Origin of the sequence: Mucilaginibacter sp. NFX135 (genome assembly GCF_048565145.1) — a bacterium.
Lineage (GTDB): Bacteria > Bacteroidota > Bacteroidia > Sphingobacteriales > Sphingobacteriaceae > Mucilaginibacter.
The window spans coordinates 3,130,451-3,142,749 of record NZ_CP183412.1 but is presented as its reverse complement, the minus strand read 5'-3'; the positions used below and the strand labels follow the sequence as shown (position 1 = coordinate 3,142,749).

General features: G+C 42.4%; 11 protein-coding genes and 1 tRNA gene. 4 read left to right on the top strand and 8 right to left on the bottom strand.

Annotated elements, in window-relative coordinates:
* Positions 1-1,067: 1,067 nt before the first annotated feature.
* The 4 genes from ACNURT_RS13340 (at position 1,068) to ACNURT_RS13325 (ending at position 4,861) form a co-directional block, all read left to right on the top strand.
* Positions 1,068-1,262, top strand: a complete 195-nt coding sequence (locus ACNURT_RS13340) for a hypothetical protein (protein WP_419698087.1) — start codon at positions 1,068-1,070, stop codon at positions 1,260-1,262.
* A 76-nt stretch (positions 1,263-1,338) separates the two neighbouring features.
* Positions 1,339-2,760: a TlpA family protein disulfide reductase gene (locus tag ACNURT_RS13335; RefSeq protein ID WP_419698086.1), complete on the top strand. Its 1,422-nt coding sequence runs from the start codon at positions 1,339-1,341 to the stop codon at positions 2,758-2,760.
* A 418-nt stretch (positions 2,761-3,178) separates the two neighbouring features.
* Positions 3,179-4,477, top strand: coding sequence for an NAD(P)/FAD-dependent oxidoreductase (locus tag ACNURT_RS13330; RefSeq protein ID WP_419698085.1), 1,299 nt, complete (start codon positions 3,179-3,181; stop codon positions 4,475-4,477).
* Between the two features lie 252 nt (positions 4,478-4,729).
* Positions 4,730-4,861 carry a hypothetical protein gene (locus ACNURT_RS13325; protein ID WP_419698084.1) on the top strand — a complete coding sequence of 44 codons (132 nt, stop codon included), beginning with the start codon at positions 4,730-4,732 and terminating at the stop codon, positions 4,859-4,861.
* Positions 4,862-5,107: 246 nt separating this feature from the next.
* On the opposite strand, the gene soxC is transcribed toward ACNURT_RS13325, so the two are convergent.
* The 8 genes from soxC to ACNURT_RS13285 all read right to left on the bottom strand — a co-directional run bounded on the left by soxC (position 5,108) and on the right by ACNURT_RS13285 (position 12,297).
* Positions 5,108-6,382 carry a sulfite dehydrogenase gene (gene soxC / locus ACNURT_RS13320; protein ID WP_419698083.1) on the bottom strand — a complete coding sequence of 425 codons (1,275 nt, stop codon included), beginning with the start codon at positions 6,380-6,382 and terminating at the stop codon, positions 5,108-5,110.
* Complete coding sequence (locus ACNURT_RS13315; RefSeq protein ID WP_419698082.1) at positions 6,360-6,881, bottom strand: c-type cytochrome; 522 nt, start codon at positions 6,879-6,881, stop codon at positions 6,360-6,362. Before ACNURT_RS13315 ends, soxC begins: the two co-directional genes overlap by 23 nt.
* Before the next feature lie 100 nt (positions 6,882-6,981).
* Positions 6,982-8,235 (bottom strand): YeiH family protein, encoded by a 1,254-nt coding sequence (locus ACNURT_RS13310; RefSeq protein ID WP_419698081.1) that lies wholly within the window; start codon positions 8,233-8,235, stop codon positions 6,982-6,984.
* A gap of 44 nt (positions 8,236-8,279) precedes the next feature.
* Positions 8,280-9,899, bottom strand: a complete 1,620-nt coding sequence (locus tag ACNURT_RS13305; RefSeq protein WP_419698080.1) for a hypothetical protein — start codon at positions 9,897-9,899, stop codon at positions 8,280-8,282.
* Positions 9,900-9,923: 24 nt separating this feature from the next.
* A complete protein-coding gene (locus tag ACNURT_RS13300) occupies positions 9,924-11,285 on the bottom strand; it encodes a DoxX family protein (RefSeq protein ID WP_419698079.1) in 1,362 nt (453 codons plus the stop codon).
* 29 nt (positions 11,286-11,314) lie between these two features.
* Positions 11,315-11,385: transfer RNA gene (locus ACNURT_RS13295), tRNA-Cys, on the bottom strand.
* 16 nt (positions 11,386-11,401) lie between these two features.
* Entirely contained in the window at positions 11,402-11,863 is a 462-nt protein-coding gene (locus tag ACNURT_RS13290) for a cyanophycinase (protein WP_419698078.1), read from the bottom strand.
* Positions 11,761-12,297 (bottom strand): cyanophycinase, encoded by a 537-nt coding sequence (locus ACNURT_RS13285; RefSeq protein ID WP_419698077.1) that lies wholly within the window; start codon positions 12,295-12,297, stop codon positions 11,761-11,763. Before ACNURT_RS13285 ends, ACNURT_RS13290 begins: the two co-directional genes overlap by 103 nt.
* Positions 12,298-12,299: the final 2 nt, after the last annotated feature.

Here is a 12,299-nt window from a genome sequence, read left to right as displayed (position 1 = left end):
GTGTTATCGCCGCACCACTATTTGCGTTTTCTATACAACACTTTATCAAACTCCTGAATGTGTGGTGCGGTGAAAACACCACAGGCGTTCGGAAGATTAAAAGTTAAAATAGACGTATTGAACTTTAATGTCGACATGCTCCGTCAGGAGCTACCCATTTGTAGCCATATATGACAAAATATCTTTTGCTCCGTAGGTGCAACCCTAAAATAGGCAGATAAATTGTATAGGGTAGCCTCTACGAGGCATAAATGGGGATGATAAAAGGCTACAAAGAGGTAGCTCCTAACGGAGCAATATTGTTCCGGATGCTTTATAAAAGCATAATCTCGCAATTTATTTCTTCCGAACACCTGTGGTGAAAACACCGACCATAAGCTAAATAAAACTTGAGATACATCCCGCCCCCTCAGGGTCTCTCGTAGAGGATCCTGAGGCACGGCACTGGAATCAAACATCCTTAGGATCCCTTTCAGGAGACCCTAAGGGGGCGGAAGGGGAAAATATGTTGCTATGATCAAAAGACATCTTTTGTTTTAGACAATACACAAGGATGAGTTAGACCAGAGGTATATACTTTTAATTAAAGAATTAATGTTCGGGCATAAAAATTAATTAATTATCAAATTGTAAATAATATATCATTTCTTATAATATTTATTTTATATTGCAATAAGCATAGACAACTAATCTGTATGTTAAATCGCTGGCCTGCAATACAAATTACACCTTAAACCTGTAAAAATTCTTAAGTATGGTTTTCTATAATAAATATTAAAATATCGAGGCTGTAGTTATTGAACTTGTGCGGAATTTAAAGATCAATATCGATTCCGTGGAAATCAGTGCGGAATTAGAAAAACAGCCAGATTATCCAGACTTACTGGCTATAAGTGATGTGCTTACTAATTTTAACATTGACAATATATCGGGTAGCCGATTTAAAATATATGCTTTATTAGCGCAAAAGAAACTTTCATGAACAGTAAAGGAGCATGCACTTTGGTAATACATGCCGCTTAAATGCCGGGGCGTTGTTACGGCAAAAAAAATTAACCATATTTATTATGAAAACACACAGAAAGCTTTCGAGGGAAGAAATGAGAGCGGTTACTGGCGGTAAACTGTCTTGCACCTGTAATTGCTTTGGTGGTGCTGGTTCATGGACCGGATCGTACAATAATGAGGCTTCAGCAAAAGCCGCAATTGGAGATGCCTGTTCTGGCGGCGGCGCCTGCAAATGTGCGGAGGCAGCCACCTAACCGAACTTAATTTATTTGATCACCTTTAATCAGGCTATCATAAATTTTTGATAGCCTGATTATCAATTTTTTAACCATGAAATTTATAATATCCTTATGCTTTGTTTTATTTTGCCACCAGGCATTCGCTAATGTCAGAATTAGTGGAGAATTGGTGGGTTTTGGGAGCGCAAAGGGAATAGTTGTTTACCTACCGGTTGGGGGATATGCTAACGGCTGGCATCGAACAATTTATCCGGTTATCGATAATAAAATCGATATTGACTTTAATATACCTTCTCCTGTATTTATCAAAATAAATGTTGGTGGCATCAGGAATATATTCGTATTGGCGAGGCCCGGGGATGATATAAAGTTTAAACTATTAGACACCAATGATAAATACAACTCTTTGAAATTTGAAGGCAGCAACGCGGCAGGTCAATATTGGTACAATCTTTATAATATCCATCCGCTTGATAACCGTATCAGGCATGGTGAATTGATGACCGCTATACTGGATAAAAATAAGGATATTACGCTTAAAAAGTTAGGAGGGTTCATTAATAGCCAAACACTTCCGCTTGATTCTTTATACAAAGAAAAAAAAATAGATGCCGAATTCTACAAGCTGGCTAAAACGGATATACGTTCCATGCACGTTTACAATATGGTTCAGGAAATATCCATGCTACAAGACAAAATTGATGATAGGGAACGGATCATCAGGAATCAGATTATTATAAATGCTTTAAACGCCTTTGCCGGACCCGAAAATATGGCAAACACCAAGGCCTATTTTGGTAAACAATTTTTAGGCAGTTATTATACACCCGAGCTCGCCGCGAACAAAAAAGCAAGTAAGAGTAATACTTATGAATTGGGGCCTTATAATGGTCTTTTATTGGCTCCAGACTCGATGAAAAGCACTTTACTGGGAGATATATTATTATTTCAACAGACAGACGGTAGTAGTGAATTTGAGTTTGATAAAGCTTACGCCCAATTTAAAATTGATTTTCCTAAAAGTCCGTACATACCACTGATTAATTCCTTAAGAGCCGGTGGAGCTACCCTTTCAATCACCAATAACATTGATTTCATTGTAGATACGGCATCAAATTTTAGCAGCGTTGAAGACCTGAAAAAGCATTTTAAAGGAAAGAATGTTTATATTGATTTATGGGCCACCTGGTGTGTACCCTGTAGGATGGAATTTCCGGCTTACGATTTGATCAAGACAGACCTCAAAAAGAACAATATCAATTGTGTGTATATTTCAATTGATAAACTCCAGGCAAAACCTTCATGGAAAGATATGGTTGTAAAAAGTCATTTGGAAGGTTACCATATTTTGGCCAATGATAAATTAAAAGCAGATATAAAGAAACTTGTCTATAAAAATGGCCAGGTTAGTATACCCCGTTATATTCTTTTAAATAAAACAGGTCGTATAATTAGCCTGGATGCTCCGAGGCCAAGTAGTCTCAAGCTCGTAAAAATGTTGAATGAGTTATGACAGGAAATATTCACCGGTCTCTTTCTGCCTGTGGTCGGTGTTATCGCCGCACCACTATTTGCGTTTTCTATACAACACTTTATCAAACTCCTGAATGTGTGGTGCGGCGATAACACCAACCATAGGCTAAACCCACTCAGAGCTAAGGGCTGTCACCCCTACCCCTCCGTTGAAGGGTGGAGCGCAGAGGCCCGCACACCATGGTTCGACGGAGCTCAGCATGACTGCCCTATTTGTACGACTGTCTTTTCATGAATTATTATCTTTTCTCATCTATGCTTAGTGTAAAAATTACACACTCAATCATCCTATTGTAAATACTTTTATATCAGCCCAAATTAGTGCTCAAAAACAGATACATTTCGAGTGAAATCGAGGTATATTTGTGTATAAAGTACACTATCAAATAATTGATAAAATGAGCACTCCTAAAACTATACCTACAGACACTGGCAATGTCCAAAACGCTGTTAAAAAAATTGTTATTGTTGGAGGTGGATTCGCCGGGATAAACCTGGCCGAACAAGTAGCCAAAAACAAAAACTACCAGGTTATTTTGCTTGATAAAAACAATTATAACTATTTCCCACCCCTGCTTTACCAGGTGGCTACCAGCTTTCTTGACCCATCAGATATCAGTTACCCATTCCGTAAAATGTTCCGCAATAAACGGATCAGTTACCGCATGGCCGAAGTAGTAAAGATCGACCCAGCATCACAAACCGTACACTTAACCAACGAAGAACTAAAATATGACTACCTGGTGTTTGCATCAGGTGCAAGGATAAACTTTTTTGGGATGGAAAATGTTCAAAAGAACGCTATCCCCATGAAAACTATCGACGATGCATTGCACATGCGTAATGCCTTGTTGCAAACCATGGAACAGGCCGCGATGACCAAAGACCTGGCCGAGCGGAAAAAACTATTAACCATTGTGGTAGCCGGTGGAGGCCCTACCGGGGTAGAAATTGCCGGAATGCTGGCCGAAATGAAAAAGAACATTTTTTTAAAGGATTATCCCGAATTGAAGGGAACTCCCGGCGGCATCTATATTGTTGATGGCGGCAAGAACCTGCTTGGCCCCATGAGCGAAAAAACACACCAGGAAGCCTACAAGGTACTTTCAGACTTGGGTGTAAAAGTAAAACTAAACACACAGGTTAGGGATTATGATAAACACCTGGTTACCCTTTCAACCGGCGAAACCATTGAGGCCGGAACGTTGATCTGGGCTGCGGGTATTACCGCCAATACTTTTGAAGGCATACCGGAAAGCAGCCTGGGTGTTGGCCGCCGGATGATCACCAATGAGTTTAACCAGGTAATTGGTTTGGAAAACGTGTACGCCATTGGCGATGCCAGCGTGCAAATAACCGACGAGCGTTACCCCAAAGGTCACCCGCAACTGGCACAGGTAGCTATACAACAGGGCCGCAACCTGGCTAAAAACTTTATAGCCATGCAAAAAGCCAAGCCTTTGAGCGCATTCAATTATTATGATAAAGGAGATATGGCCATCATCGGTCGTAATAAGGCTGTGGTGGATCTGTTTAAGAACAAACTGCACATTGGTGGTATTATGGCTTTGTTCATGTGGCTGTTTATCCACCTGATATCATTGGTAAACTATCGTAACAAACTGAAAACCCTGTATAACTGGGGCACTGCTTATGTGTCAAAGGATCAATCGCTAAGGATGATCTTCAGATCATAAGGCATTAAGATAATTCTTCAAACCGGGGCAGGCAAGCGGTCGGATAGGCAAAACCTAACAGGCCGCTTTGTTTTTGCAAAGACGCGAAAGGTTCATTAAGACTTGAGGCCGTATCATAAGTAATTATGAGACGGTTTTCAAAAACAGTAAAGCCCTCTCCTTTGGAGAGGGCTGGGTGAGGCTTTCTCTTACTCACTCCATGGCGAGTGCAAAATACAGTCGCAAAAATTCTTACGGTGAAAATTCGGGATCATGAAGGCGCACACGTCGGCTTTGATATTGCCAAAGGTAGTTTCCGTTTTATGCTCAAAACCGCCGAAGAAAGCAGGGATGATAGGCGTAGATTTTGAATTGCTCACCTATTCCTGCCTGGTTTGCGAATAATCAAAAAGTAGTTGCATTCGCATTGAAAAAAGCCTTTAATCATAATTCGTTGAGGTAATGTTAGCTCGTTTAAAAACAGCTTTAATGTTTACAATTACTTCTCAAATACCGGCAAGTAAAAATATTAACCTATTTTAATAATAGCCTTTGCAATAATCTCCGTAAGCGAAGCTAATGTCTGGCAACTAAATTCCCCGGATAGAGGGGGTCTATATGAATGATGGCGTTTACTTCGATTATTTTAATTTATATACCTAACAATACCCGCCCGTCACGTTTTATCTGCCAGGCAGTTATCGGGTTCATATGATAACCACTGATCTGGTGGCCCCGGGCGTCAATTAGTTGTTGAAGTGTTGGCTGAGTATAATTGGTTTCATCAATCACCCTACTCATGATCTCTGTTTCATTGCCTTTCCATTGCCATAGATAACGGAAATATGTATGGGCTTTATCCAATATCGGTTCCTGCAGCCTGGCGGTGTTCCAGGTTTTACCAGCATCGGTACTTACTTCAACCTGAGCCACTTTACCCCTGCCCGACCAGGCTATACCGCGTATCTCTACCCAACCACGTTCCAACTGATTGGGATATGCCGGATAGGTGATGATGGATCGAGCGTCCATCTCAAAACTAAATTGCCTGATATGGTCTTTTACCGGATAGGTATATTTAGATGTTTCTTCGCGAGTCATGAAGGGAGCATCAGACAGCTCCAACCTTCGCAGCCATTTAATACAGGTATTTCCCTCCCAACCCGGCAACAATAAACGTACAGGGTAACCTTGCTCAGGGCGTATAGCCTCACCGTTTTGCGCATAAACGATCATGGCATCATCAAAGCCTTTTTTAACAGGTATGCTGCGGGTCATAACAGCGGCGTCTGATCCTTCTGCTAAAAACCAGGTGGCTTTAGGCTGTACACCTACCTCGCGAAATAGCGTGGAAAGCATTACCCCTGTCCACTCACTTTGACTGGTTAGTCCGCAGATCTCCTGTGGAGTCATGGTTTCTTTACCCGATCTGAAATTTCCCGAGCACTCAAGGAAACAGGTACGCGTTACAGATGGGAAACGTTTCAGATTGGCCAGCTTAAATACCATCGGTTTATCAACCATACCGTGTATCAGCAACTCATGTTTTTCCGGATTGATAAGCGGTACACCTGCATGATGACGTTCATAATGCAGATCGGACGGGGTAAGCGAACTATACAGATCCTGCAACGGCGTGCGTGATGAAGTGTCTGACTTGATACGCCCTATATTTTCAAATGGCGAGCGTTTGCCTATCACGCTTGGCCCCGGTCCTAATCGTTTAGTAGGGTCATCGATTTTTAACAAGGGTTGTTGCGCAGCTACCTGGATCCATTTACCCAATGAGGATTGCATGGCTACAATGGCCGTAGTTGCGGCTCCGCCTAATAGCAAGCGCCGGCTTATTTTTTTATGAATAAATGGCTGATCATCTTTTGCTTCTTTATCCTGGCTTTTCATATCAGCGTATTTCAGGGCCGCCATGGCGGTCGTCGTTAATAAACAATTTTTGAGCAGGCATTACGATCATGGGCAATGTTTTCGCATCAAGCACAGCATCAGCCTTAATAATTTTGTTGGCGTTGAGCAGATACGCCGTTACACCGTATACTTCATTGTCCGTTAATGAGCCGGGTAAATTATAAGGCATAGACCGGCGGATATAATCAAACACGGTACTGGCATAAGGCCAATAATTACCAATAGCCTTTACCTTTGAAATACTATCGCCTACCAATACCGGAGCAGGTAGTTTTGCACCAGGCGGTAAAGCTTTCTCTATCGATCCATGACAAGCCATACATTTAGTGTTATAAATTGCCCTACCCTGAATTACAGTGCCAGAGCCTGCGGGTAAACCCAATCCATCGGGTCTTACATCTATATCCCAAGCCGCAATTTGTTGCGGGGTGGCGGGTTTACCAAAGCCAAAACTGACAGGCCATTGTGTTGTATCCGCTTTAATATCATAAGTATTTACCATTGTTGATTTATAGTTATACGCACCGAGAATTATTACTGTGCATACACCCAGCACAATCACCATATATGTATTAAACCGCTTTAGCATCGTTCAACATGTATCAGAATAAAATAAAGGCGATAGCGAGCGTGATAAATATGTTAAAAGTTTGCGCTATCAGAAAAGCATACAACGGCTTTTTGCTGTTTTGATCAAACAATTCTTTAAAGTTGGTTTCCAAACCAATGCTGGTAAAGGCCAGTGCAAACCATAAGCCTTGCAGGTTTTTCAAGCTGTCTTTAACATGGGCGCCGGTTGCCGGCGAAACAACGAAAGAGAATAGCAGCGATGCACCAATAAAACCTAAAACAAATTTAGGAAAGCGTTCCCAGATCACTTTCAGTGTAGGTTTTTTGTCCGGATCACTACCGGCCGGGTGTTTGGTATATGTCCAGTAAATAGAGATGGCAAAGGCAGCCAAGCCTAAAAGCACATTTTGTGAAAATTTAACAATGGTGCTCACTTTTAAAGCTATTTCACCAACCAACGAGCCAGATGCCACAACCGCCCCTGTTGTATCGATACTACCTCCCAACCAGGCACCTGTTACCTCCTGCGAAAACTTAAAGTAGTGTGCAATCATTGGCATAAATATCATCATGGGTACAGCAGTAATGAGTACCATGGATATTACATAGGATAATTTTTTAGAATCGCCTTTGATGGCTCCTGCCGTTGCTATAGCCGCGGATACGCCGCAAATGGATACCGCGCTGGATATCATCATGGCTATCTCGTCATCAACCTTGAGCCTTTTACATACCCAAAAGGCAAAATACCATACTGAAGTTACTACCAGCAAAGCCTGTATCAACCCTAATGAACCCGCCTTTAAAATATCCGAAAAGATAACGCTGGTTCCCAGCAGCACCAAGCCTATTTTCACATAAAGTTCGGTGGATAAGGCCGACTTAAACCAATCGGGCAGTTTAAAAAAATTACCGATAAGCAAGCCTATCACCAGACTGAATATCACGGCTTCTAACCCATAATATTTGATCTGCTTATTACCGGCAATGATGAGCGCTATAATGGTAAGCACATACACTACCGGGAACATGATCAGAAAGTTTTTGAGCGGCTTGCCCATAAGCACAGCGCCAACGGCTGCAATAACAAAAACAAACAGGAACTGGATACCGATAACCCCTAGGTTTGCCGGCGCCAATACGTTACTAAATAGCTGATCGGTAGTTGTCCAGCCAAATGCGGGTACAGACAGGGTAAGGCCGCCGATGCTGAGCAGGATGATCAGCGAGCCCAGGATCACTACTGTCCAGTCTTCGTGTAAGGTTAATTTTGTGGTGGATGACATAAAATTTATTATAAGTTAATTTGGTGGCTAATCAATTGGCCGGCTTAATATTGGCCTGCCTGCAATTTACTATCTTTTAAAGCATAAGGCCTGTTCACTTTATCAAGCACCACATAAATAGAATCCTTACGTTCATTGATGCCTTTTAAAATAATATGGCTGCCATCGGTAGTGGTATAGCTTAGTATCATGTGGTTACGCTTGCGCTTATCTTTTAGCTCCTCGGCAATACCCAAGGCACGGCGGTTGGAGAGCGCTATTTTATCAATAGCCGTATTTTCATCGCGGATGTTTGCCCGGGCTTCTTTAGGAATCCAGTCTTTTTTATCGCCCTTACTTTTTTTACCCTTTGCATTGGCCCTATTCCCTTTACCCTTGCCGCGGTTACCCCGGTTGGAGGCTACATATTTATCTTGCAGATAAAGTACATGTTTTACCGTATCGGCCTCGTAATAAAACACCCGTTGACCGCCGGCAACACCCGTGAGTTCAAAGGTCCGGTTGATATCGCGCATGGGTGAACCGCCCCCGTTTGACAGATCAAGCGGAACGGGTCTGTTCACTTTAAATGTCAGGGTCGACCAGTTCTCAAACGTGGCCTCACTCCACCTTACCGAATCCAGGGGCGAATACGGAATTTCCTGATTATTAATTTTAAAGACCGATACATTGTAGTTTCCCCGCAGCTCCTTTACTCCGGTTGTAGCAGGTTGCTTATAAGGATCATACCTGAAGTTGATATACTGGATATAAAACAACAACACCAGGAAGATCCATATTGTGGCTACTTTTAAAATTACACGGGTGTACTTGAGCCATTTTTGAGATATAACCGGGTAAAAATTTGTGGGCTCCGTATTACGCTCTAATATCAGCAGGTTATATAACTTAGGCACATCGTAAATAATTAAAAAGGCTGCAAACAAAACAAAATAAGAGGCATAAACATGCACGCCACCATCATACGAAAAATTCACAAAGGTAATATCTCCTAAAGCTCCAAAAAGCAGTACGGCTCCAAGTAAGGTAGTCTTTCTGAAAAACAACAGGGCTCCTGCCAATACCTCAACCACACCCGCGAACACCTGATACCAGGGCACAATACCGATAGACAGCCAGTATATTTTTTGCGCGGTCAAATCGCCGAAATTAGTATTCGGTAAGCCCAGAGATGGATAAGGTAGCTGTACCGGGAATAATTTAGTAAAGCCGAAACCGATAATACCAATGCCTGCGCGATAGCGCACAATAACCCTTAACCAATAATATAAGGTTTCATAGTTTTTGGTTTTGCCGCGGTCAACGGCCGTCCATATTAAACCGCCAACTATACCTATGGCCAAAACGGCCAGCCAGTCGGCGTAGCCCATGAGGTTATAAGCTGGTATCTGAAACCTGACTAATGATGGCTGAAAGCGGGCAATATCATACAGATCACGGTAATGCAGGTGAAACCAGTTGATTCCGATCAGGTTTTTATACCACTCTCCCGTCATGGGGATGCTCATCAGCACAAAAAACACAAAAGCAATTCGGAAGAGTACTTTTTGATATGGTTTCCATATTTTAACCAAAGGCTCATTTACAACTACAGATCCGGCCATATGAGCCTGGCCAGACACTTGCTGAATATTGATATCGTTTGAATGAATTTCTACTGACATAATAAATTCTTTAAAGGATGATCATTAAAGTTTAATTGCCCGGTTGCGGCCACTGGCGGCTTCCTGTAACAGATATTTTTTATCGATCTTATGAAGTACCGCATACACCGTATCCCGACCGTTGACACCCGAGAGCACGAGGCTTGAGGCATCTGGCCGGGTGTAACTCAACACCAGTTTATCAGCAGGATAATTGTGGTTTTTATTTTGGAGGATAAGCTGCTGTTTGGCTGTATCAATCTGATAACTGTAATATTGTCTGCCAATGGAACCAGCTTCTTCATAACTTCTGTCAACGTCTTTATCATTGATCTCCTCGGTAACTGCCGAATCAATTTTTACCGGTTTGTTGGTACCGATACTGAGCGTTGCCCATTTTTCAAAAACTACGTTCGTCCAGCGGTTGGTGTCTGTTGCAGAATAGGGTAATGCCGCGCTGTTTATCTTAAATTCACTTACGTCATATAGTCCGGCTGCATCTTTTAATCCGGCGGTTTGCGGATACTGGTAAACCCCTTGGTGATAAGCCGACCACGTTTTGAAACCATATAAAAACACAAAAAAGAAAATAAATACCGCTTTTAATATCACCCTCTTTCGTTTCCAGCTGGATGACAATTCTAATTTAAAACGGTTGGCCTGTACCGGTCTTTCTAAACCTATCAGCACAAACAACCTTACAACATCAAAAGCCAACAGGAATAAACCCAGGGTGATCAGGTAAAGACTATACGCTGCTTCCCCACCTTCATAGGCCAGATTCGACATAAATACATTACCTGTAAATACCACTACCATGAGTGCACCAATAGTTGCTGTTCTGCGAAACAATAACAGCCCTCCTGCCAGCAATTCCACCAGGCCCAAAAACGATTCGTAATTTGGTACGATACCCAGGCTAAGTGAAAACAACTTCCAGCGGCTAAATTCACCATAATGGGTATTCAGGTTGCTGATAGAAGGATATGGCGATTGCAAAGGGAAAAATTTAATAAAGCCGTAAGCAATGATACCAATAGCCAGACGGTAACGCACAATAACACGTACCCAGTAGTAAAGGCGGTCGTAGTTCTTTACATCCTTATCGCGGTAACTCCAGATAGCTGCTCCAACAATAGCAATAAGCAATATTATCAGCCAATCGGCATAAGAATTAAGTCCCCAACCTGTGGTTGTACCATTGCTCAATATTTGCGGAGTATACCTGCTGATGTAAAAAATATCGCTAAAGCGCAGGTGCAGCCAGTTAATAGAAAATAGATTACGAAAATACTTCCAGTCGAGTGGAACGACCTGCAACAGGAAGTAAATTGAAAAGATGCGAAAAGCCCACTTTTCATATCCTTTCCATTCTGTTTGGGGTAAAGCCCCCTTTAATGCATTCATGGTTATAATTTACTATGGTGGTTTTGTCGACGCCGGGGGCAGGTTCGAACTGCCGTAAAGAGTTTTGCAGACCCTCACTTAGCCACTCAGTCACCCGGCTTTTTTATGTCCTGTTGTTATTGATTGTTTGCTGTTTTGGTTGATGCCGGTGCAGGCAGTATAGCCTTACGGTTTAGCAGGTCGAACTTCTCTCCCCTTTTGAGGTAAAAGAACGGTCCGTTATTTCCCGAATCACTCGATGGATTCTTTACTGAACCGGCAAAATTGCGGGCGTCATAGATACCTACATAGGAAACACCGATCACCTCAAAAGTATTTTGATGCACCACAATGGCCGTACTTTCGTCAATGCCAATACCCAACAGATCTGGACGGGTTTTGATAAAACTGAGCAGATCAAACTGACGGTTACGTTTCAGGATATGCTGGTCGATAGCCACATTATGAATAAAATCCAATCCCTGCGTATGGTCGCCTACCAATATGGTATTTCCTTTGGTGTCACCCCTGAACAGGTATGAACCCTGAATAGTAGCCCCGGCTGAAGTACCACCGATAACGCCGCCTCTGTCAAGCAAGGCTTTAAACTCCTTTTGGGTTGATTGAGTGTGCCCAGATAAGAATCCGCAATTTTCCACTGGCGACCACCCTCGAACCAAATACCGGTGGCCTGGCGGATAGGCTCTACAAATTTTTCGGTATTGGCTACTTTAGGATCGCGGGTATGCAGGGTGGTTACATTTTTAACACCCAATTCCTGAAGTTTTTTAATGGTCTTATCATTTTTGATAACGGTGGAATCATCGCCCGCAGTGGGTACGTAGATGATATTGGCATTAGGGCCACCTACCAGTTCCACAAATCTGGCCCAGATCTCCGGACCGACATTGCCTCCACCTACAATAACGAGTGATCCTTTTTCCGGACCAACCCAATTGGCTTTGTTTTGTGCTGATACATCAGCCGTGCTAAAAACAGCGAGGGCTAAAAATAAATTGATGATCTTTTTCATAT

Bases quoted from the DNA above. Each gene is read 5' to 3' on its own strand.
- ACNURT_RS13310 (WP_419698081.1), bottom strand. From the start codon at position 8,235: ATGTCATCCACCACAAAATTAACCTTACACGAAGACTGGACAGTAGTG.
- ACNURT_RS13300 (WP_419698079.1), bottom strand. From the start codon at position 11,285: ATGAATGCATTAAAGGGGGCTTTACCCCAAACAGAATGGAAAGGATAT.
- ACNURT_RS13335 (WP_419698086.1), top strand. From the start codon at position 1,339: ATGAAATTTATAATATCCTTATGCTTTGTTTTATTTTGCCACCAGGCA.
- soxC (WP_419698083.1), bottom strand. From the start codon at position 6,382: ATGGCGGCCCTGAAATACGCTGATATGAAAAGCCAGGATAAAGAAGCA.
- ACNURT_RS13305 (WP_419698080.1), bottom strand. From the start codon at position 9,899: ATGTCAGTAGAAATTCATTCAAACGATATCAATATTCAGCAAGTGTCT.
- ACNURT_RS13330 (WP_419698085.1), top strand. From the start codon at position 3,179: ATGAGCACTCCTAAAACTATACCTACAGACACTGGCAATGTCCAAAAC.
- ACNURT_RS13325 (WP_419698084.1), top strand. From the start codon at position 4,730: ATGAAGGCGCACACGTCGGCTTTGATATTGCCAAAGGTAGTTTCCGTT.
- ACNURT_RS13285 (WP_419698077.1), bottom strand. From the start codon at position 12,297: ATGAAAAAGATCATCAATTTATTTTTAGCCCTCGCTGTTTTTAGCACG.
- ACNURT_RS13315 (WP_419698082.1), bottom strand. From the start codon at position 6,881: ATGGTAAATACTTATGATATTAAAGCGGATACAACACAATGGCCTGTC.
- ACNURT_RS13340 (WP_419698087.1), top strand. From the start codon at position 1,068: ATGAAAACACACAGAAAGCTTTCGAGGGAAGAAATGAGAGCGGTTACT.